21 protein-coding genes are annotated in these 20912 nt (G+C 71.6%); 9 read left to right on the top strand and 12 right to left on the bottom strand.

Translation table 11 applies throughout. The features are described 5' to 3' along the window. Positions 1-80: 80 nt before the first annotated feature. The 4 genes from KBX00_RS21495 to KBX00_RS21480 form a co-directional block, all read right to left on the bottom strand. Complete coding sequence (locus KBX00_RS21495; RefSeq protein ID WP_307869016.1) at positions 81-1493, bottom strand: hypothetical protein; 1413 nt, start codon at positions 1491-1493, stop codon at positions 81-83. A gap of 71 nt (positions 1494-1564) precedes the next feature. Next, positions 1565-2152, bottom strand: a complete 588-nt coding sequence (locus KBX00_RS21490; RefSeq protein WP_210829699.1) for a TetR/AcrR family transcriptional regulator — start codon at positions 2150-2152, stop codon at positions 1565-1567. Next, positions 2145-2945: an alpha/beta fold hydrolase gene (locus tag KBX00_RS21485; protein ID WP_210829697.1), complete on the bottom strand. Its 801-nt coding sequence runs from the start codon at positions 2943-2945 to the stop codon at positions 2145-2147. Before KBX00_RS21485 ends, KBX00_RS21490 begins: the two co-directional genes overlap by 8 nt. A gap of 91 nt (positions 2946-3036) precedes the next feature. Beyond that, the gene (locus tag KBX00_RS21480; RefSeq protein WP_210829695.1) at positions 3037-3957 is read right to left on the bottom strand and encodes a proline dehydrogenase family protein; all 921 of its coding nucleotides are present in this window, start codon (positions 3955-3957) and stop codon (positions 3037-3039) included. 135 nt (positions 3958-4092) lie between these two features. On the opposite strand from KBX00_RS21480, the gene KBX00_RS21475 reads away from it, so the two are divergent. From KBX00_RS21475 to KBX00_RS21465, 3 genes are read left to right on the top strand one after another with little or no spacing between them, the layout of a single operon-like run. Beyond that, positions 4093-4329: a hypothetical protein gene (locus tag KBX00_RS21475; protein WP_210829693.1), complete on the top strand. Its 237-nt coding sequence runs from the start codon at positions 4093-4095 to the stop codon at positions 4327-4329. A gap of 2 nt (positions 4330-4331) precedes the next feature. Further along, entirely contained in the window at positions 4332-5498 is a 1167-nt protein-coding gene (locus KBX00_RS21470; RefSeq protein WP_210829691.1) for a glutathionylspermidine synthase family protein, read from the top strand. 18 nt (positions 5499-5516) lie between these two features. Next, a complete protein-coding gene (locus KBX00_RS21465; RefSeq protein WP_210829689.1) occupies positions 5517-6074 on the top strand; it encodes a CGNR zinc finger domain-containing protein in 558 nt (185 codons plus the stop codon). Between the two features lie 30 nt (positions 6075-6104). Here the strand turns inward: KBX00_RS21465 and KBX00_RS21460 are convergent, their stop codons facing one another. After that, a complete protein-coding gene (locus tag KBX00_RS21460) occupies positions 6105-6911 on the bottom strand; it encodes a sugar phosphate isomerase/epimerase (RefSeq protein WP_210829687.1) in 807 nt (268 codons plus the stop codon). A gap of 75 nt (positions 6912-6986) precedes the next feature. Then, the gene (locus KBX00_RS21455; protein WP_210829685.1) at positions 6987-7931 is read right to left on the bottom strand and encodes a Ppx/GppA phosphatase family protein; all 945 of its coding nucleotides are present in this window, start codon (positions 7929-7931) and stop codon (positions 6987-6989) included. A gap of 72 nt (positions 7932-8003) precedes the next feature. Between KBX00_RS21455 and KBX00_RS21450 the strand changes: the two genes are divergently transcribed. After that, positions 8004-8813, top strand: coding sequence for a hypothetical protein (locus KBX00_RS21450; protein WP_210829683.1), 810 nt, complete (start codon positions 8004-8006; stop codon positions 8811-8813). Positions 8814-9159: 346 nt separating this feature from the next. Here the strand turns inward: KBX00_RS21450 and KBX00_RS21445 are convergent, their stop codons facing one another. Beyond that, on the bottom strand, positions 9160-9843 hold the full coding sequence (locus KBX00_RS21445) for a response regulator transcription factor (RefSeq protein WP_093403456.1): 684 nt from the start codon (positions 9841-9843) through the stop codon (positions 9160-9162). A 56-nt stretch (positions 9844-9899) separates the two neighbouring features. After that, positions 9900-11138 (bottom strand): ATP-binding protein, encoded by a 1239-nt coding sequence (locus tag KBX00_RS21440; RefSeq protein ID WP_374225341.1) that lies wholly within the window; start codon positions 11136-11138, stop codon positions 9900-9902. Between the two features lie 201 nt (positions 11139-11339). On the opposite strand from KBX00_RS21440, the gene phoU reads away from it, so the two are divergent. Next, the gene (gene phoU, locus KBX00_RS21435) at positions 11340-11990 is read left to right on the top strand and encodes a phosphate signaling complex protein PhoU (protein ID WP_210829825.1); all 651 of its coding nucleotides are present in this window, start codon (positions 11340-11342) and stop codon (positions 11988-11990) included. Between the two features lie 61 nt (positions 11991-12051). On the opposite strand, the gene KBX00_RS21430 is transcribed toward phoU, so the two are convergent. Continuing rightward, on the bottom strand, positions 12052-12819 hold the full coding sequence (locus KBX00_RS21430; protein ID WP_210829681.1) for a phosphoglyceromutase: 768 nt from the start codon (positions 12817-12819) through the stop codon (positions 12052-12054). 153 nt (positions 12820-12972) lie between these two features. Between KBX00_RS21430 and KBX00_RS21425 the strand changes: the two genes are divergently transcribed. Further along, positions 12973-14280: an MFS transporter gene (locus tag KBX00_RS21425; protein WP_210829679.1), complete on the top strand. Its 1308-nt coding sequence runs from the start codon at positions 12973-12975 to the stop codon at positions 14278-14280. A 64-nt stretch (positions 14281-14344) separates the two neighbouring features. Then, on the top strand, positions 14345-15646 hold the full coding sequence (locus KBX00_RS21420) for an MFS transporter (RefSeq protein ID WP_210829823.1): 1302 nt from the start codon (positions 14345-14347) through the stop codon (positions 15644-15646). Positions 15647-16017: 371 nt separating this feature from the next. On the opposite strand, the gene KBX00_RS21415 is transcribed toward KBX00_RS21420, so the two are convergent. The 3 genes from KBX00_RS21415 to mshA form a co-directional block, all read right to left on the bottom strand. Next, the gene (locus tag KBX00_RS21415; RefSeq protein ID WP_374225344.1) at positions 16018-16908 is read right to left on the bottom strand and encodes a hypothetical protein; all 891 of its coding nucleotides are present in this window, start codon (positions 16906-16908) and stop codon (positions 16018-16020) included. Positions 16909-17072: 164 nt separating this feature from the next. After that, positions 17073-17606 carry a YbjN domain-containing protein gene (locus KBX00_RS21410; protein ID WP_210829675.1) on the bottom strand — a complete coding sequence of 178 codons (534 nt, stop codon included), beginning with the start codon at positions 17604-17606 and terminating at the stop codon, positions 17073-17075. A gap of 114 nt (positions 17607-17720) precedes the next feature. Beyond that, positions 17721-19070, bottom strand: coding sequence for a D-inositol-3-phosphate glycosyltransferase (gene mshA, locus KBX00_RS21405; protein WP_307869013.1), 1350 nt, complete (start codon positions 19068-19070; stop codon positions 17721-17723). Between the two features lie 184 nt (positions 19071-19254). Between mshA and KBX00_RS21400 the strand changes: the two genes are divergently transcribed. After that, positions 19255-20019, top strand: coding sequence for an SDR family oxidoreductase (locus KBX00_RS21400; protein ID WP_210829671.1), 765 nt, complete (start codon positions 19255-19257; stop codon positions 20017-20019). After that, entirely contained in the window at positions 20016-20813 is a 798-nt protein-coding gene (locus tag KBX00_RS21395; protein WP_210829669.1) for a class I SAM-dependent methyltransferase, read from the top strand. Before KBX00_RS21400 ends, KBX00_RS21395 begins: the two co-directional genes overlap by 4 nt. Positions 20814-20912 lie beyond the last annotated feature (99 nt).

Raw genomic sequence — 20912 nt, 5'->3', positions numbered from 1 at the left:
CCACAGTCCCCAACGCCGCCGAGGTTGCCCGGGTGCCGGAACCGACGGATCGGCAGGCACGTCTGAACCTGTCATGCCGGTCACCGCACGGCCTTGCGGACGTACGCGACGCACTCCTTGCGTAGGCTCGACCAGGACTGACCGAAGATTTCCTCGCTGGTCTGCGCCGGTAGCCGCAGGTCGTACACCACCGCCTTGAAGAAGGCGAAGGCCCGTTCCTCGCCGAAGCGGTCGACCAGATGCCGGAAGGCGAGGTACGCGATCCCGTAGTTGCCCGCCACCTCCTCGTAGGGCGCGTCGTCGGCGGGTATGAGCTTGTCCAGCTTGCCGTCCCAGTCGCCCCGCACCAGCCGTCGGGTGGGCACCAGCCCCTCGTACCGTCCGACCGGCCGACCTTCGGCACCGGCGTGCTCGGCCAACCCCTCGATCAGCCACCAGGCCGAGTCGTCCCAGTAGTTCTTGTCGGGCAGCGAGGCGGTGTGGGCCAGCTCGTGGCGGAGCAGCTCGTCCAGCCCGGGGCCGTAGCCGAGCGTCTCGGGCGCCAGCACCACCTCGTGATGGCCGCCGCCGACGTTCACCGCGTACCCCGCGCCCCATTCCGGTTGGTCACCGCCGTACCAACGGTCCCACTCCTTCGGCCCGGCGTAGAAGACGCGGTACAGGTCGGGTGGCGCACCGGTCACCACGTAGCTGTCCGCCACCTTCGCCGCCTCCTCGGCCCGCTTCAACAGGCCCGGCAACCGGTCGCGGTGCGCCGGGGTACTGGCCACCATCACCCGCTTGCCGACCCGGACGGCCAGCTTGCTGACCTCCCAGGGCAGGGCGCCGGGCTGGCCGTTGTAGCGGCCGTTGACATACGCCGAGGACTTCGACTTCGGAAAGGTCAGCAGCTGAGGTTCCGCGCCGTCCCGCCACCGGGTCTCGACCGCCATCGGGCTCGGCTGGCAGTTCCGTACGACGAAGCAGTACTGGAACTCGATCGACACCCGCCACTCCCCCGCCCGGCCGGCGGAGGTGGGCAGGCCGATCGGCCGCCCCTGCCAGTGCATGACCCGCAGCGCCTTGAGCGCGTCGAACCGACGGCGCAGATCCGGGCGTACGGCTGAGGATGCGATCGCGGCGAACCCGGACCGGTCGCCGCCGAGCAGCGCGGCGGCCTGTTTGTCGAGTTGCGCGGTGATCCGCTCGGCGATCTGTCGGGCGGCGACGGTGGTCGGGTTCTCCGTCGGCGAGGCGGCGGTCGCCGGCTCGCCTACCTCGACATCGGACGCCCCGCCGGTCAGCAGCACCACCGGAACGCCGATGCTCAGCGTCAGCAGCACCGCCAGCATCGCGGTCCACAGTGGCCACCGCCGACGCCGCCGGTTTTCCGGAACCGGACCGGCGAGCGCACCTTCCACCGCCGGCGAAGGTGCCAGCTCCGTCGTCGCCTCAGTCGGTGTCGCACTGGTCGACGCCGGCTGTTCGTCGCCCTGAAGGCCCCCGTCGTTCACCGGCGAAGGGTACGGCCTGGGGTGGTGTCGACGGAAGGGTGATCAACCGGCCGCTGTCCCGGTCCGTACCGTCAGCCAGGGCCGGGAGCCATCGGTTCGGGCCAGGACGAGAACGCCACGCCCAGCGCGGCGATCATCTGGTCGAAGGAACGGTCGAGTTCGCGGGGCAACCCGAAGTCGCCGGCCGCCTCCAGCGCGACGAAGCCGTGCACGGCCGCCCGGAACATCCGGACCCCGTCCACCGCGGCGTCGCCGTGGATGCCGTACCCCCGCAGGATCGCGTAGACGACGCCGACCGCCCGCTCCCCGGCGGCCAGGTGCGCCGGGTCGGCCGGATCCGGTACCCGCTGGGTCGCCGGATAGCGGCCGGGATGCCGCCGGGCGTACGAGCGGTAGGCGGCGGCAACGGCCCGCAGCGCGTCCGCGCCGCTACGGCCGGCGGCGGCCGTGGTCATCTGGTCGGCGATCTCGGCGGTGGCCAGCGCGGACAGTTGCTGCGCGAGCGCCTCCGCCCCCTTGATGTGCTTGTAGAGGCTCGGCAGCGCCACGCCGAGCCGGTTCGCCAGCGCGGCGAGGGTGAGCCGGTGGTATCCGACCTCGTCGACGAGCCGGGCCGCCTCCTGCACCACGACCTGCGCGTTGAGCCCGGCCCTAGGCACGATTCGCCGCCGCCAGGAAGCCGACCAGCTCGTTTGCCATCGCCTCCGGGCGGTCGGCGTGCGGGTAGTGCCCGGCGTCGGTGATCATCCGCGCCTCGGCGACCGGGAACAGTCGCCGGGCGGCCCGCGCCTCGGCACCCGGGTCCGGAAAGTCGGGGTCCTTGGTGCCCATCAGCACCAGCACCGGCTGACGCACCTGCGGGGCGCGGGCGGTCCAGTGCGGCTGCACCGGATGGATCACTCCGCGCACGGGCGCCATCCGGCCGGGGCGGCGCAGCGCCGCCACCAACTCCCGACGGTACTGCGCGTCGTCGGCCGGGCGGTGCACGGGAAAGAGCGTGCGATGGAACAGGCCGAACAGCCGTGGACTGCGCAGCACCACGGTCTGCGCCAGCCGCAGGAAGGGGTTGAGTTTCGGCTGGTTGACGAACGCGCCGACCAGCACGACCCCGTTGACCAGCTCCGGCGCGTCGGCGGCGGCGAAGACCACGGCCGCGGCGCTTGACGAGCTGCCGACCAGGACAGCCGGGCCGCCGCCCAGGTCACGGACCACCGCGAGCAGGTCGCCGCCCACCTCCACCGGTGCGTACGAGGGCCAGCCGGCGCTGGAGTCGCCGTGCCCACGTACGTCGACCGAGGCGACCTGGTAGCCCGCCGCCACCAGCAGCGGAATCAGGTGCCGGTAGGAGCGGCGGTTCTCCCCCATGCCGTGCGAGAGCACCACCAGCTGCCCCTGCCCGTGCACCTCGTACGCGATCCGACCCTCGGCACGCTCCACGAAGCTAGCTGTCATAGCCCCTAGGCTAATGCCATTAGCCGATGCCGTCAAGGCTGTGCCGCGCAGCGCCGACCGGGTCGATCGGCGCTACGGCCGCGGACGCGGGTTACTTCTTGGAGGTGAGCGCGCGGGCGAAGAACGCCAGGTTGGCGGGACGCTCGGCGAGCCGGCGCATCAGATAGCCGTACCAGTCGTCGCCGTAGGGCACGTAGGTGCGCACCGTGTAACCCTCGCCGACCAGGCGGGCCTGCTCCTCCGGCCGGATGCCGTACAGCATCTGGAACTCGAAGCGGTCGGGGTCACGGTCGAACCAACGCGCCCGGTCCTCACCGATGGCGATCAGACGTGGGTCGTGGGTGGCCAGCATCGGATAGCCGTCGCCGGACATCAGGATGTTGAGGCACCGGACGTAGGACTTGTCGACCTCGCGGGCCGACTGGTACGCCACCGACTCCGGCTCCCGGTACGCGCCCTTGCACAGCCGCACCCGCGACCCGGCCGACGCCAGGTCGCGACAGTCGGACTCGGTACGCCGCAGGTAGGCCTGCAGCACCGCGCCGGTCGACGGGTGGTCCTTCCGGAGCTTGGTCAGGATGTCCAGGGTCGAGTCGGTGGTGGTGTGGTCCTCCATGTCCAGGGTGACCGTGGTGCCCGCCGCCTCGGCGGCGGCGCAGATCGCCCGGGCGTTGTCGTACGCGAGTTGCTCGTCGAACGCCTGGCCGAGCGCGGAGAGCTTCACACTCACCTCGGCGGCGGGCGTCAGCTTCGCCTCGGCGAGCATCCGCAGCAGCGTGAGGTACTCGTCCCGGGTCGCGGTGGCCTGTTCACCGGTGACGGTGTCCTCGCCGAGATTGTCGAGGGTGACCGCGAGACCGTCGTCGACGAGTTCGCGGGTCGCGCGCAACGCGTCGTCGGTCTTGGCGCCGGCGACGAACCGGCGGACGACGTCCCGGGAGAACGGGGCCGTCGCGACGAGCCGCTCGACCCGGGATGACCGGGAGGCGGCGAGGATGACGGAACGGAGCATGAGCCGAGCGTAACGCCCACCCGACCGCCAGGTACCTTCCCCCGTCGCCCCCGGCCCGGGGCGGACGGGATGGCGTTCATCGGTTACAACCATGTCGTGGAACAACGCCCTAGCCGCCGACTCCGATCGGCCTCCGTGCAGCTTGGCGCCATCACCGCGCTGGCGCTCGCCCTCTCCGGCTGCAACATGACCTCCGACGACGACGATGACGACTGCGCCCTCGGCCCGGCCGGCGGCGGGGAGACGGTGGCCCTGGCCCTGCGGGTGCCGGCCCCCGCCGCCGAGACCGGCCGTGCCGCGCCCGAGCCGGTCGGCGCGGCAGTGCCCGAGCGCGGCGGCTTCGGCACCCATCTCGCCTCCTGCGGCGGCTGAGCGTGCGTCGCGAGACGACGACACCCCGCCCCGACTGGGACACCACCATCCGGGAGCAGGGCCTGGTCTACGTCGACACGGAACTGCCCGACGGCGGGGTGATGTCGTACTGGGACGAGACCGCCGCGTACGCCTTCGAGCTGGACGAGGTGCTGCGGCTGGAGGAGGCCACCGAGGAACTGCACCGGATGTCGGTGGCCGCCGCCGAACACGTGGTGGCGCGCAACCGGTACGCCGATTTCGGCATCCCGGCGTGGGCGGCCGAGGCGGTCGCCCGCTCGCTGCGGGAGACGCCGCCGACCCTCTACGGCCGCTTCGATCTCTGGTACGACGGCAGCTGGCCGCCGAAGCTGCTGGAGTACAACGCCGACACCCCGACCGCCCTGGTCGAGGCGAGCATCATCCAGTGGTACTGGCTGGAGCACACCCGGCCGGACCTGGACCAGTGGAACAGCCTGCACGAACGGCTCGTAGGCAGCTGGGCGAAGATCGGCGCCGAGCTGTACGACCGGCGGGTGCACGTGGTCTGGTCGAACGAGGAGGAGACCGGCGAGGACCACATGACCGCCGGCTACCTGGCCGAGACCGCCCGCCAGGCGGGGCTGGACGTCGAGCTGCTGCCGATCCAGGATCTCGGCTGGGACGGCCGGCGTTTCATCGACACCGCCGACCGCCCGGTCACCACCTGTTTCAAGCTCTACCCGTGGGAGTGGATGCTCGCCGAGCCGTACGGCCCGCTGGCGCTGCGGCCGGGCACCCCGACCACCTGGATCGAGCCGGCCTGGAAGCTGCTGTTGTCGAACAAGGCGCTGCTGGCCGTGCTGTGGGAGCTGTACCCGGGGCACGAGTTGCTGCTCCCGGCGTACCTCGACTCGCCACGTGGCATGTCCGAGTACGTCGCCAAGCCGCTGCTCGGTCGGGAGGGCGCCGCGGTGCGGATCGTCACCCCCGGTGGCGAGATCAACAATCCGGGCGACTACGGCGACGAGGGCTACTGCTACCAGGAGTTCCGGGCGTTGCCCGAGTTCGCCGGCAGCCGCCTGGTGCTGGGCAGCTGGACGGTCGACGGCGAGTCGGCGGGTGCCGGGCTGCGGGAGAGCGCCAGCCTGATCACCGACGGCTACGCGCGGTTCCTGCCGCACTACATCGACGCGCCACGCCCGGGATGAGTCGTCTACCGTTGGGGCGTGAACTTCGACGCGTACGCCCGGACCGGGGTTGACCTCGTCAACGCGCGCCTGGACGATCTCGACGATCTGCGCGCCATCTTCTGCGACGACCAGGAGTGGATGCGCGACGAGGTCGCGGAACGGGACCTGCCGACCTTCCGGCGCGCGCAGAAGCGGCTGCGTGACGTCTTCGAGTACGGCACCTCGGGGCGCGACGTCGAGGCGGTGAGCGAGCTGAACTCCCTGCTGGAGGCGTTCCCGGTGCAGCCGCGCATCTCGGGCCACGACTCCAGTGACTGGCACATGCACGTGACCAGCCGGGGCGCCTCGGTCAGTTCGGAATATCTGGCCGGCGCGGTCTGGGGCCTGTCGGTGTGGCTCTGCGAGTACGGCAGCGCCCGATTCGGCGTCTGCGCCGACGACCGATGCGGCAACGTCTACCTGGACACCTCGTCGAACTGCTGCCGGCGGTTCTGCTCGGAACGCTGCGCCACCCGCTCACACGTGGCCGCGCACCGGGCCCGCAAGCGGGCCGCCGTGCCCAGCCAGCCGGACCCGCTGGCGCCGGTCTCCTGACCCGCGATCACCCGGCGTCGGGACCGGCCCTCAGACGTCGACCGGTGACGGCGTGCCGAGGTGCTGTCGGGCGAAGGCCAGCGCCTCGCGCAGATCCGCCTCACGGACCTGCCGGCTCTTCGCGCCCCGGGTGGTCACCTCGACTGCCACCGACCCGGTGAAGCCCCGCCCGGCCAGCGAGCGCAGCAGCTCGGCGCAGGGCTGGTTGCCGCGCCCCGGCACCAGGTGCTCGTCGCGTCCCTCGCCGGTGCCGTCGCCGAGATGCACGTGGGCCAGACCGTCGCCCATCCGGTCGGCCATCGCCAACGCGTCGCTGTGCGAGGCCGCGCAGTGTGACAGGTCGAGGGTGTACGAGGCGTAACCGGCCTCGGTGGGATCCCAACCGGGCACGTACGGGACGAACTGGCGACCGGCCATCCGTACCGGATACATGTTCTCCACCGCGAACCGCAGGCCGCCGAACTCGCCGGCCACCCGGTCGAGCCCCTCGGCGAAGCCCCGCGCGTACTCCCGCTGCCAGGTGAACGGCGGGTGCACCACGACGGTCGGCGCCTCCAACGTCTCGGCCAGCACCGCCGCCCGGCGCAGCCGCTCCCACGGGTCGGGGCTCCACACCCGCTGCGTGACAAGCAGACACGGTGCGTGCACGGAGCGCACCGGCACTCCGTAGTGATCGGACAGCCCGCGCAGCGCCCCCGCGTCCTGGCTGACCGCGTCGGTCCACACCATCACCTCAAGGCCGTCGTAACCGTGCGTGGCGGCCAGCTGAAACGCCGCCGCGGTCCGCTCAGGGAAGACCGAGGAACTGGACAGGAGCACCGGGACGCGGGAAGTCACGCCATCGAGGGTAGCCGGGATGCCGTCGGACATCATGACGAGAACCGGCAAAACGGACAGCCGGGACGATCCGCATCACACCGGAGTCAGTCGATCCAGTCGACTGAGGATCACACCCTCCCGCAGTGCCCACGGACAGACGTCCAGGGCGTCGACCCCGAGTCGACGCATCACCGACTCGGCGACGACGGCACCGGCCAGCAGTTGGTGGGCGCGCCCCGCGCTGACCCCCTCCAACTCGACAAGCTGCGCGGGCGGGATGTGCCGGATGAAGCCGAGCACCTGTCGCAGCCCGGACCGGGTGAGCCGGCGTCGGGCCCAGAGCCCGGCCCCGCTGGGTGCCGCACCGGCGAGCCGAGCCAGCGTACGGAACGTCTTGGAGGTCGCCACCGACCGTTCCCACCCCACCTCGGTCATCCGCTCGACCACCGGATCGAGGTGGGCATCGACGTACTGCCGCAATTCCTCCACCCTCTCGGGCGCGGGCGGGACGGTGCTGTCCGGATCCACGTCGAGCCGATCCCGGGTCAGCCGGCCGGCACCCAGCGGCAGCGACACCGCGACGTCCGGATCCTCGTCGATACCGGCCGCGATCTCCAGCGAGCCGCCACCGATGTCCAGCACCAGCAGGCGCCCGGCGGACCAACCGAACCACCGCCGGACCGCGAGGAAGGTCATCCGCGCCTCGTCGGCACCGGAGAGCACCTCCAGTCGTACGCCGGTGGAGTCCCGCACCCGGGTCAGCACCTCCGCCGCGTTCGTGGCGTCGCGGACCGCGGAGGTGGCGAAGGCGATCAGGTCGTCGACCTCCAGATCGGCGGCCGACGTCCGCGCCGCCTCCACCGCCGTGACCAGGGCGTCGGCACCGGACTCGCGAAGCGCGCCGTCCGGACCGATCTGCTCGGCGAGACGCAGCACCGTCTTCTCCGAGTGCGCCGGCCACGGGTGCGCGCCACGGTGCGCGTCGACCACCAGCAGGTGCACCGTGTTGGAACCGACGTCGAGGACACCCATTCGCATGGGAGAACCCTAGGCCCACCCGGTTCCCGCCACTCGGCGACCTGCCCGCCGCACCCCGCGTACGCTGGCCGGGTGACAGGGCAGATCGAACTTCGCGTGCTGGTGGACGACCCGGCCGACCCGCGCAGCCGGGAGGTGCCGCTGGACTTCCCCCGGGAGTGGATCGAGTTCGTCGACCCGGCGGACGAACAGCACCTGATCCGGGCCGACCTCACCTGGTTGCTGTCCCGGTGGACCTGCATCTTCGGCAAGGGCTGCCACGGCATCATCGCCGGACGGTCGGCCGACGGCTGCTGCTCGCACGGTGCGTTCTTCACCGACTCCGACGACGAGTCGCGGGTACGCGCCGCGGTGAAGCGGCTGACCCCGCAGACCTGGCAGCACTATCGGCGTGGATTCAAGAACTGGACCGAGAACGACACCGTCGACGGCAAGACCCCGGCCCGGCGGACCGCCACCCAGGAGGCGGACGGGCCCTGCGTCTTCCTCAACGACGCGGACTTCCCGGGCGGGGGCGGTTGCGCCCTGCACGCCCAGGCGCTGCGCGACGGGGCGCATCCGCTGGAGTACAAGCCGGACGTGTGCTGGCAGCTGCCGGTCCGCCGTGATCAGGAGTGGGTGAAGCGACCGGACAACACGAAGGTGCTGGTGTCCACGCTTGCCGAGTTCGACCGGCGCGGCTGGGGTGCCGGCGGGCACGACCTCGACTGGTGGTGCACCTCCTCCACCGACGCGCACGTCGGTGCCGACCCGATGTACCTGTCGTACGCCCCGGAGCTGACCGCGCTCATCGGCGAGTCCGCGTACGCGAAACTGGCCGAGCTGTGCGCGGCGCGGACCCGGCAGGGTCTGGTCGCCCCCCACCCCGCCGACAGCGTCTGACGCGGGCGTCACGCGGAGTTCGCCCCGCCGGCCGGTCTGGCCGCGCACCGAAGCAAGCAGGCTCACACCGGGTAACCATCCGCATCCGACCCGACCAACCACCTCGCCGCCTTTGCTCTGCTTACCTATACGCACAGGTAGCTCTGCGTGGTCGGCGTTGCGCCCGTCAGCCGCGAGAGCGACCGCATAAGTCCTGGTCGGTGAGTTGTGCGTATACGTAAGCAGAGCAAAGGAGCGGAACAGCGCACTGGGTAGGCGGCTGCGGCGTTACGCAGCGCAACTACGACAGGTCGGTAGCAATCCGTCATCAATGATGGCGGTCAGGAACCGGTGCGGGTCGGCCCGATCAGGGCTCGAACTTGTAGCCGAGACCGCGCACGGTGACGATGTGCCGCGGGGTGGAGGGCTCCGGCTCGATCTTGGAGCGCAGCCGCTTCACATGCACGTCGAGCGTCTTCGTGTCGCCGACGTAGTCGGCACCCCAGACGCGGTCGATCAACTGACCCCGGGTGAGCACCCGACCCGCGTTGCGCAGCAGCAGTTCGAGCAGCTCGAACTCCTTGAGCGGCAGCTGCACGGCGCCGCCGTCCACGGTCACCACATGCCGCTCGATGTCCATCCGGACCGGACCGGCGGCCAGCGTCGGCGCCCCTGACTCGGGCGCCTCCGGGCTCTGCCGGCGCAGCACCGCGCGGATCCGGGCGACCAGTTCCCGGGGCGAGTACGGCTTGGTCACGTAGTCGTCGGCACCGATCTCCAGGCCGACCACCTTGTCGATCTCACTGTCCCGAGCGGTGACCATGATGATCGGCACGTGCGAGCGCTGCCGCAGCTGCCGGCAGACCTCGGTACCCGACATCTCCGGCAGCATCAGGTCGAGCAGGACGATGTCGGCGCCGGTCCGGTCGAACTCGGTGAGAGCCGACGTCCCCGTGGCGGCCACGGAGACCTCGAACCCCTCCTTGCGGAGCATGTACGACAGTGCGTCCGAGAACGACTCCTCGTCCTCGACCACCAGAACGCGACTCAACGGCGTTTCCTTTCATCGGTCGGACCGGGCGGCGCCCAGCCTGATCCAGGTGTGGTTCAGACCTGCCGGAGCTCGGCCGGACCGGCCTCGATCCCAGCAGGTGGCAGTGTCGCCAGCAGGTCGTCCGGCGGACGGGCGGGCAGCCGGAGGGTGAACGTCGACCCACCACCAAGAGTGCTCGCCACCTCCACCCGGCCGCCATGGTTGCTCGCGATGTGCTTGACGATCGCCAGCCCGAGGCCGGTGCCGCCGGTCGCCCGCGAGCGCGCCTGATCGGCCCGGTAGAACCTTTCGAAGATGCGGTCGACGTCGGTGGGGGCGATGCCGATGCCCTGGTCGGTGACGGCGATCTCCACCTGCTCCCCGGCGGCTCGGGCGGCGATCCGGACCGTCGTGTCCTCGCCGGAGTAGTTCAGGGCGTTCTCCACCAGATTCGCCACCGCCGTGGCGAGCTGGTTGTCGCTGCCGTACACCGTCAGGCCCCGCTCGGCTTCGACGGTGACGTCGATCCGGCGGGCCGCGGCGGCGGTCCGGGTGCGATCGACCACCTCGGAGATCACCCAGTCCACCGCGACCGGCTCGGGGGCCGGCTGCGGTTCGGCGCCCTGAAGCCGGGTCAGTTCCAACAGTTCCTGCACCAGCCGCCCCAACCGGGTCGATTCGTGCTGGATGCGCTCGGCGAACCGCCGGGCGGCGACCAGGTCCTCGGAGAGATCCGGGCGACCCTCGTCGGCCGGCTCGGTGGCGTCCAGCAGCGCCTCGGCGAGCAGTTGCAACGCACCGATCGGGGTCTTCAGTTCGTGGCTGACGTTGGCCACGAAGTCGCGGCGCACCCGGGCCAACCGGTGCGACTCGGTCACGTCGGCCGCTTCCACCGCGATGTAGCCGTTGCCCAGTCCCATCGCCCGCAGGTGCACGCCGAGCGGGTTCTCTCCGGCGTTGTCGCGGCCCCGGGGCAGGTCGAGCTCGATCTCGCGCCGCACACCGGTGCGCCGAACCTGCCCGGCCAGGGTACGGATCAGCGGATGCGCCGTGATCGAACCTGGCCGCCCACCGGTCCGCAGCAGCCCCATCGCCCGCGCCGCCGGATTGACGAGGACGGGCACATCGTCCGCGTCGAGCACCACGACCCCCGCGCGCAGCGAATCGATCGCGCGGCGGCCGAGCCCGACCTGCACTTCGTCGACGATCGCGAGCCTCCCCTTACCGAACGGGATCATGCGGGACAGCCACAGGCCGGCGACCGCCCCGATCACCAGGGCCGCCGCCACACCCACCGTCACCGCCCACGCCACTCGGCGATCGTAGGGTCATTGTTAACCTGGCTATCGCCCAGAACAGGACGAAGCACTCTCGCTTCCGGGAAAGTTCACCCGTGCGTCCGGCTTAGTTCATCGGCGTTCACCTCCGGTCCGCCCGGGAGACATAGCTTGGCGGGCGTACCTGCGCAAATCCCCGCCGGCGGGATCGCCGGCGCCGACGGACAGGACGTGAGCATGCGCGACGAGTTCCGGGCCGAACTTCAGGCCGTCAGCCAACTGCTTGTCGAGATGGCCGAGGGAGTTCGGGCGGCGCTGCGCCAGGCGACCCGGGCCCTGCTCACCGCCGACCGCCGGGCAGCCGAGTCCGTCATCGAGCGGGACGCGGAGATCGACGGGCTGTACCGCCAGGTGGAGGAGCGCGTCTGCGACCTGCTGGCCCGCCAGGCACCGGTCGCCTCCGACCTACGCGCCATGATCACCGCGCTGCACGTGGCCGCCGATCTGGAGCGGATGGGTGACCTGGCCGACCACGTCGCCAAGACCGCGTTGCGCCGGCACCCGTCGCCGGCCGTGCCGGCCGAGCTGCGCCCGGTCTTCACGGACATGGCCGGCATCGCCGACCGGATGGCCGAGAAGATCGCCTCGGTACTTGCGCACCCCGACGCCAACCTCGCCGCCGAACTGGACAGCGACGACGACGCCATGGACGAGCTGCACAAGGGGTTGTTCGGGGTGCTGCTCGGCGCGGACTGGCCGTACGGCGTGGAGACCGCCATCGACGCCACCCTGCTCGGTCGCTTCTACGAACGCTTCGCCGACCATGCGGTCAACAGCGCCGAACACGTGGTCTACCTGATCACCGGCGAACCCGTCACCTCCCCCTGAGGCGCGAGGAAGGGCCCCCTGTCAACGCAGGGGGCCCTTCCGCCAATCGGGTTCGGCCGGCTCAGCGGCCCTGGTTGGCCACGGCGGCGGCGGCCTCCTTGGCGGCCTCCGGGTCCAGGTAGGTGCCGCCCAGCATCTGCGGACGCAGCAGCGGGTCCAGGTCGTAGCGGAGCGGAATCCCGGTGGGGATGTTGAGCTTCGCGATCGCCTCGTCACTGATCTGGTCCAGATGCTTGACCAGCGCCCGCAGCGAGTTGCCGTGCGCGGCCACCAGCACCGTACGACCGGCCAGGATGTCCGGCACGATCGAGTCGTACCAGTACGGCAGCATCCGCTCGACGACGTCCTTGAGACACTCCGTGCGCGGCATCAGCTCGGTCGGCAGCAGCGCGTACCGGGGGTCGCCGACCTGCGACCACTCGTCGTCGTCCGCGATCGGCGGCGGCGGGGTGTCGTACGAGCGGCGCCAGAGCATGAACTGCTCCTCGCCGTACTCCTCCAGGGTCTGCTTCTTGTTCTTGCCCTGCAGCGCGCCGTAGTGGCGCTCGTTGAGCCGCCACGACCGGCGCACCGCGATCCAGTGCCGGTCGGCGGCGTTCAGTGCCAACTCGGCGGTCCGGATGGCGCGGCGCATCACGCTCGTGTGCACCACGTCCGGCAGCAGGCCGTGCTCGCGCAGCAGCTCACCGCCGCGGCGCGCCTCGTTCTCCCCCTTCGCGGTCAGGTCGACGTCGACCCAGCCGGTGAAGAGGTTCTTGGCGTTCCAGTCGCTCTCGCCGTGGCGCAGCAGGACCAGCGTCCCGACGGTGGGTCCCTCGCTAGCTGTCATGCCGATCATCCTGCCGCAACCCGCTGGGGGACGCGCGGGAAGGGTGGTGACGACCACCACGTGGAAATGGAGGTGACCTTGATTCCGGCACACCACTAGGTTGGTAAGGATTCAACAGATCATCAGGCATTACGGGGAACGGGGGGCGCCGGCGTGCGCGCGATGCGGGGTTGGTTCCGGGACACCACGGGAGGGCTACCGAGGACCTTCTGGTACCTCTGGACCGGCACGCTGATCAATCGACTCGGCTCGTTCGTCCTGGTCTTCCTCGCCATCTACCTGACCCAGGAACGCGGCTTCTCCGCCTCCCAGGCCGGCCTGGTGCTCGGCGCCTGGGGCGTCGGCGGTGCGGTCGGCACCACCGCCGGCGGCACCTTGACCGACCGGTGGGGTCGCCGGCCGACGCTGCTCACCGCCCATCTCGGCGCCGCGACGATGATGCTCGCCCTGGGTTTCGCCCGTGACCTGTGGACGGTCGCGGCAGGCGCGTTGCTGCTCGGCCTCTTCGCCGAGGCGGCCCGCCCGGCGTTCGGCGCCATGATGATCGACGTGGTGTCGGAGCGGGACCGGCTGCGCGCCTTCTCGCTGAACTACTGGGCGATCAACCTCGGCTTCGCCTGCGCCGCGGTGCTCGCCGGTTTCGCCGCGCAGGCCGGCTACCTGCTGCTCTTCGTGGTCAACGCGGCCACCACCGTGGTCACCGCACTGATCATCTACGTGAAGGTCAAGGAAACCCGGACGATCACCGTCGGCATGCCGCGCGGCGGCGCACCGGCCGGAGCCCTGCGGACCATCCTGACCGACCGGGTATACCTCGGCTTCGTCGCCCTCAACCTCCTCGGGGCACTGGTCTTCCTCCAGCACATCTCGATGCTGCCGATCGCAATGGCCGACTCCGGTCTGAGCCCCGCCACGTACGGGTCGGTGATCGCACTCAACGGCGTGCTGATCGTGGCCGGTCAACTCTTCGTGCCCCGGCTGATCAAGGGACGCAGCCGGTCACACGTGCTCGCCCTGGCCGCGGTGGTGATGGGCGTGGGCTTCGGGCTGACCGCGTTCGCCGAGGTCGCCTGGTTCTACGCGCTTACGGTGCTGATCTGGACCCTCGGTGAGATGCTCAACTCGCCGTCCAACGCCACCCTCATCGCCGAGCTCTCCCCCGCCGAACTACGTGGTCGCTACCAGGGCGTCTTCTCGCTCTCCTGGCAACTGGCCGGAGCGGCGGCGCCGATCCTCGGCGGACTGGTGCGGGAGCAGGCCGGCAACGCCACCCTCTGGGCCGGCTGCGCCGTGATCGGTCTGGTGATGGCGGTGGGTCATCTGCTCTCCGGGCCCGCGAGGGAGCGGCGTGCCGTCGCGCTGCGCACCGCCGGTGCCGCCCCCGTGGTGACGGTGCAGTCGACCGCACCGCAGCCCGCCGCTCCGCAGGCCGCGGAGCCGGTGGCCACCTCCCGGGAATGAGCTCCGCCACCCGGCGCCGCTCCCGTCCGTCGGCCCGGGCAAGATCTGTTAGGTGTCCGAACAGATGGGGAAGGCCGAACAGCGCGACCCGCCGTCCGCCGGGGCGCTTCGTCGCTGGCTGACCGACACCGCGGGTGGGCTACCCGCCACCTTCTGGTACCTCTGGGCCGGCCTGCTGATCAACCGGGCCGGCGCGTTCGCGATGCTCTTCCTGTCGCTCTACCTGACCGCAGCCCGGGGCGCCAGCGAGTCGCTGGCCGGCGTGGTGGTCGGTGCGTACGGCGCGGGTGGTGCGGCCGGGGTGCTGCTCGGCGGGGTGCTGGCCGACCGGTGGGGCCGGCGTTCGACCCTGGTGGCGGCGCACCTGGTCACCGCCGGCTTGATGGTCGCCCTGGCGCTCAGCCAGCACCTCGGCGTGATCGCGGCGCTCGCCCTGCTGGTCGGGGTGACGCACTCCATGCCGAGCCCCGCCTTCGTCGCGGCGATCGTCGACGTGGTGCCGGAGCATCGCCGGTCCCGCGCCTTCAACCTGCAGTTCTGGGCGTTCAACCTGGGCATGGCCGTCGCCTCGGTGCTGGCCGGCCTGCTGGCGGAGGCCAGCTACGTGGCCCTCTTCCTGGTCGACGCCGTCGCCACGGTGGCCACCGCCGCGCTCATCGCCTGGAAGGTCCCGGAGACCCTGGCCCGTCGGCACACCCGGGCGAGTTCGGCCGCCGGCACCCGAGGTCCGCGTCGCCCCGGCCTGCACACCGCGTTGACCGACCGGCACTTCCTGGTCTTCGTCGGACTGACCTTCGTGCTGGCCGTACTGACCATGCAGGCGTCGACGATGATGCCGCTGGCGATGCGGGCCGACGGGTTGGGCCCGTCGTCGTACGGCGCGGTGGTGGCCCTCGGCGGCGTCCTGATCGTGCTCGGGCAGCTGTTCGTACCCGGGCTCATCGACCGCCACCGCAAGGCCCACGTGCTGGCCCTGTCGACGGCGTTGCTCGCGGTCGGCTTCGGCGCGCTCGCCATCGCCGACCACCTCGTGTTCTACCTGGGCGCCTGCGTGGTCTGGACGGTCGGCTCGATGCTGGCCGCGCCGCCCAACGCACAGATCAACGCGGACCTGGCCCCACCAGCGCTGCGGGCCCGTTACCAGTCGGTGTTCTACCTGGCGTTCCCGGCGGCATCGTTCATCGCGCCGACGCTCGGCGGCTTCAGCCTGCAACGGTGGGGCGACGGGCACTGGCTGCTGGTCGGCGCGTTGGGTCTGCTGGCCGCCGGTGTGCACCTGCTCGCCGGGCCGTCGCGGGAACGCCGCGTAGCCACCCTGCGTCACCAGGGGGAACCGGCCGAGGCGTCGCTGGCCGGGCAGGTGTGAACACGCGCGTAATGCCCGGCACGGAATCGTGCCGGGCATTTCACGTCGTACGACCGGCGGCGGCGGGCGACACTCACCCCCGTAAGCGACGCCCGCTCGCGCCGCCGGTCCAAACAGGTGGGCCACCGTCCCCCAACGGTGTTGGTCCACCCGTCCCCCGCGCCTCGCCCGGTTGCACAGATCTGATCGATCCGCCGCTCCCCCGAACGGTTCCGAGCGTGGCACGGTGCAATAAAGTTAGTGCGGCCCGACCTCGCGATTCAACCTGAGCGACTGTCTCGCCCGTCACAGCGACCGGCCCCTTCGGAACGGCGCCTAGGCCCTCGGTCAAGGCCAACTGCGCATACCCGGGTGCTATTCCCGCAAACCTCTCACCCGTCCTCCCGATCGGGTGATTCGGTCCGGAAGAAACTGCTCTGTCGGCCGTCGCGCAGCTGCTCCTGGTAGATCAGGTTCAACCGACGCCTGTCGAACGTGTCGAACCACTCGTCCCAGGTGATCTCGCGGATCCGGCTGCTCTCCCGGTATCCCGGAATGTTGAACGTCAGCACCCCGGCCCGGCCAGGACGCTCGGTGCCGCTGATCGTCGCCGGCTTGGCCCCCCGCTCCCGGGCCCACCGGCGGATCACGTCGTGGTTGGTGGTGACCAGGCTCCGGCCGGGGCGCTCCGGCCGGTCCTGCGGCGACGAGATCAGCTGCGACGACCGGACCGACCGGGACGTCGAGCGCCCGGTCCGCACCGCGCCACCCCGGGCCGGCCGGGCCTCGGCCGGCCGGCGGGTGGGTGCCGCCTTGCGGGCGCGGGTCGCCCCACCGGCCGTCGTGCCGCCCGTGGCCGACTTCCGTGGGGCCGACCTGCTGGCCCCCGCCGTGCTCTTCCGCGCCGTACCCGTCGTGCTCTTGCGCGCCGTACCCGTCGTGGACCTGCGCGCCGCGCTTGTCGTCTTGCGGGCGCTGCCGGCGATCGATCTGCCCGCCGCGCCGGTCGCCTTGCGAGCCGGGGTCCGTTTCGCCGGTGCCGCCTTGGCGCGTCCCGGCGCGGTCCGGCCGGCCGCCGCCGATCTCGTGCCGGACGCCTTCGTGGCGCTGGCCCGGCCGGCCGGACCGCTGCTGCGCCGCCCGGCACCGCCGGACCGCAGCGTCTTCACAAGTGTCTTCACCAGTTCCGGCTTCCGCAGCGCCGAGATGCCGGAGACCCCGTGTCGCCGCAGTTGTCCCCGAATGTCGTCCACCCGCATCCGGGAGATCTCCGACTCGGAGATCCGCGGCGTGTTCGGGGTCTGGTTGCCACCCTGCCGCCTGGTCCTGGTCGCGGTCCCGCCGCGACCCGAGCTGCTTCGCTGAGCCATTGACGCTCACGCTCCTCGCCACTCGCCGTATCGGCGCGGCGGGTCCCAACGCCGCACCGCGCGCTGCGGCTTACCCGTCAGGAGCGGTCCGAACCTCCGGCGGCCGGTGGGGCCGACCGGGCCGCGGTCGACGGCTCGAACAGGTGCGCGAAGGCCGCCAGGTTGGCGGTCGACTCACCCCGCTTCACCCGCCACTCCCACTCTCGGCGGATCGAACTGCCGAAGCCGATCTCCAGCATCGTGTCGAAGGACTCGTCGGCGTAGGTCAGCACCGCGCCGAGCAGCCGGTCCAGCTCGTCGGCGTCGACGGCGTCCGGATTCACCCGGCCGGTGAGGTAGACGTCGCCGACCGCGTCGATGGAGAACGACACGGCGTACATCTTGGCGTTGCGCTGCAACAACCAGGCCCACAGCTCCTCGCGCCGCTCGTCCGGCTGGCGCATCACGAACGCCTCGATCCGCAGCGCGTGCTCGCCGACGATCAGGTTGCAGATCGTCTTGAGCTTGTGCGTACCGGGCAGGGTCACCGCATACGACCCGGGGCCGGTGGATTCGCAGGCGAGTTCCCGCTCCGTGCAGACGGACTCGATAAGTGCACCGAGGTCGCTCATCCGGCCAACTCTACGGCGACCAGCACCGCGCCGCCCGGGCGCCGGCGGGTGACCGGCTCGGTCCGGCGCTGGCCGGTGGCACGAGGCCCGGTGTCACCGGGCCTGGTGCCGGCGTCAACAGCTGGAGGCGGTGAGCGCGGCGGTGAGGCCGGCCCGGTGGTCGGCGACCGCCTCACCGTAGACGGTGAGCAGGCCGGCGGCGGTGCGGTGCCAGGAGAAGTCCCGGGCGTGCCGGGCGGCGCCGACGGACAACTCGGCCCGTCGGACCCGGTCGGGCAGCAGGCGGGCCAGCGTACCCGCCCAGTCCGCCGGGTCGTGTCCGCGCACCAGCACCCCGCTGACCTGGTCGCGCACCGTGGTGACCAGGCCGCCGACGGCGGCAGCCACCACGGGCGTGCCGCAGGCCTGGGCCTCCAGCGCGACCAGGCCGAAGGATTCGTTGTACGACGGCACCGCGACCAGGTCGGCCGCCTGGTACAGCAGGGGTAGTTCCGCTCCGGTACGCGGTGGCAGGAAGTGCACCCGGTCGGTGACGCCGAGCGAGGCGGCCAGCTCGATCAACGCGGTGGGCCGGTCCAGCCCGGTGCCGCTGGGGCCACCGCAGATCACCACCCCGACCTCACGGGCCAGCTCGGGATCCCGGGCCCGTAGGGCGGCGATCGCCCGGATGAGCACGTCGGGTGCCTTCAGCGGCTGGATCCGGCCGACGAACGCGACCAGGTGGCCACGGGTCGGCAGGCCCAGCCGAACCCGGGCGGCGGTCCTGGCGGCCTCCTGGTCGCCGGCTGCGGGACGGAACCGTTCCAGGTCCACACCGGGCTCGACCACGGTGACCCTCGTGGGGTCCGCGTCGTACCGACCGATCAGGTCCTGCGCCTCGACCCGGGTGTTCGCGACCAACCGGTCGGCCTCCGCGATCACCTGTTCCTCGCCGATCACTCGTGCCTTGGGCTCCGGCCGGTCACCGGCGGCCAGCTGCGCGTTCTTCACCTTGGCCAGGGTGTGCGCGGTGTGCACCAGCGGCACTCCCCAACGGTCCTTGGCCAGCCAGCCGACCTGCCCGGAGAGCCAGTAATGGGAGTGGATGAGGTCGTAGTGGCCCGGCGGACGGGCCGCTTCGGCGCGCAGCACGCCCGCGGTGAACGCGCACAGCTGGCCGGGCAGTTCCTCCTTGGTCAGACCCTCCAGCGGGCCGGCCATCACGTGCCGGACGTGCACCCCGGGAGCCACCTCCACCACCGGCGGCAGATCGCCCGAGGTGGCCCGGGTGAAGATCTCGACCTCGACGTTCGCCTCGGCCAACCGCCGCGAGACCTCAAGGATGTAGACGTTCATGCCGCCCGCGTCCCCGGTGCCCGGCTGATGCAGCGGTGAGGTGTGTACCGACAGGGTCGCGATCCGGCGAGGCCGTGGCCACGGCAGGGAACCTCGCTGACGCCCGACACCGGTGTGCTCTTCCGCCACGTCCGCTCCCTTTGCCACGGTTGATGCCGTCCCCGCACGACCGGCGCTCCTGCGTAAACGCTCCACGCCGGATGTCATCTTCCCGATCGGCGGCGGGAAATACGTCGGGCAGGGCCTCGGGCGTGACCGACCTCATGGCGACCGTGCCGGCGGCGGGCCGGTGCGGGGGAGCGAGAATGGCCGGATGAGTCGTGTTGCGATCGTCACCGGAGCGTCCAGCGGGATCGGCGCCGCCACCGCGCGGCGGCTCGCGGGCGAGGGTTTCCACGTGCTCGCCGCGGCGCGGCGCACCGACCGGCTTGACGACCTGGTCGCGGAGATCACCGCCGCCGGCGGCTCCGCCACCGCGGTGAGCTGTGACGTCACCTCCGACGAGTCGGTGGCCGGCCTCGCCCGGGCCGCGCAGCAGGTTGGCGGGCCGGTGACCCTTCTGGTCAACAACGCCGGTGGCGCGCGTGGGCTGGATCCGGTGGAGACCGGCGCGGTCGGTGACTGGCAGTGGATGTACGACGTCAACGTGCTCGGCACGCTGCGGGTCACCCAGGCGCTGCTGCCGATGCTGGCGGACTCGGGTGCGGGCACGATCGTCGTCGTCTCGTCGACCGCCGGCTTCACCGTGTACGAGGGTGGGGGCGGCTACACCGCGGCGAAGCACGCGCAGACCGCGATCGCCGGCACGCTACGGCTGGAGCTGTGCGGGCGCCCGGTGCGGGTGATCGAGATCGACCCGGGCATGGTGAAGACCGACGAGTTCTCGCTGACCCGCTTCGGCGGGGACGTCGAACGGGCGGAGGCGGTCTACACCGGTGTCGCCGAGCCGCTGCTCGCCGAGGACGTCGCCGACTGCATCGCCTGGTGCGCCACCCGACCGCAGCACGTGAACGTGGACCGTCTCGTGGTCCGACCGCTGGCTCAGGCCGCCCAGCACAAGGTCCACCGGACGGGGTGAGGGCGGTGCCGGCGTCCCGGCCGCTCGGCGTGGTCACCCGGGGCACCACCGGCCCCAACCGGCTGCGGCGGGTGGACAACTGGATCGTGGAGAGCTGCGCCGACCCGCTACGCGCCACACCGGACCCGCTGGTGGTGGACCTCGGCTACGGTGCGACTCCGGTGACGGCGATGGAACTGCGGGCCCGGCTCGCCGCCCGCGTCCGCGCCGACGTGCGGGTGGTCGGGCTGGAGATCGATCCGGTACGTGTCGCCGACGCGCAGCCCGCCGCCGACCCACCCGGGCTCACCTTCGCCCGTGGCGGCTTCGAGCTGGCCGGTCTGCGTCCCACCCTGGTCCGCGCGTTGAACGTGCTACGTCAGTACGACGAGAGCGAGGTGGCCGGCGCGTGGGGCACGATGTGCGCCGGCCTGGCCCCGGACGGCCTGCTGGTGGAGGGCACCTGTGACGAGTTGGGACGCCTCGCCGGCTGGGTGCTGCTCGATGGCGACGGACCACGCTCGCTGACCCTGGCCGCCCGGCTGGCGACGCTGCGCTCCCCGGCCGAGTTGGCCGAGCGTCTACCGAAGGCGTTGATCCACCGCAACGTGCCGGGTGAGCGGATCCACGACCTGATCCGGTCCCTGGACGACGCCTGGCACGCCGCCGCCGGCTACGCCCCCTTCGGCCCCCGCCAGCGCTGGCTGCACACCGTCTCGGCCGTCCGCGCCCAGGGCTGGCCCGTCCTCGACCGCCCCCGCCACTGGCGCCACGGCCGCCTAACCCTCCCCTGGCCCGCAGTCTCCCCCACCTAACAGCCCACCGTGTTGATCATGAGGTTGTTGTCTGGGAAAACGCTCGCCCGGTGCAACAACTTCATGATCGACGCGAGAGGGCGGGGGTGGGGGTGGGGG

It is taken from the genome of Micromonospora sp. C95 (genome assembly GCF_018070465.1).
GTDB lineage: Bacteria > Actinomycetota > Actinomycetes > Mycobacteriales > Micromonosporaceae > Micromonospora.
Note: the sequence above shows the minus strand (reverse complement) of the source record. Positions and strands in the feature narration are given on the sequence as shown.

Coding starts and splice junctions, on each gene's coding strand:
- KBX00_RS21485 (WP_210829697.1), bottom strand. CDS start 2,945: ATGACAGCTAGCTTCGTGGAGCGTGCCGAGGGTCGGATCGCGTACGAG.
- KBX00_RS21480 (WP_210829695.1), bottom strand. CDS start 3,957: ATGCTCCGTTCCGTCATCCTCGCCGCCTCCCGGTCATCCCGGGTCGAG.
- KBX00_RS21455 (WP_210829685.1), bottom strand. CDS start 7,931: ATGCGAATGGGTGTCCTCGACGTCGGTTCCAACACGGTGCACCTGCTG.
- phoU (WP_210829825.1), top strand. CDS start 11,340: ATGCGCGACGAGTTCCGGGCCGAACTTCAGGCCGTCAGCCAACTGCTT.
- KBX00_RS21430 (WP_210829681.1), bottom strand. CDS start 12,819: ATGACAGCTAGCGAGGGACCCACCGTCGGGACGCTGGTCCTGCTGCGC.
- KBX00_RS21420 (WP_210829823.1), top strand. CDS start 14,345: ATGGGGAAGGCCGAACAGCGCGACCCGCCGTCCGCCGGGGCGCTTCGT.
- KBX00_RS21410 (WP_210829675.1), bottom strand. CDS start 17,606: ATGAGCGACCTCGGTGCACTTATCGAGTCCGTCTGCACGGAGCGGGAA.
- KBX00_RS21400 (WP_210829671.1), top strand. CDS start 19,255: ATGAGTCGTGTTGCGATCGTCACCGGAGCGTCCAGCGGGATCGGCGCC.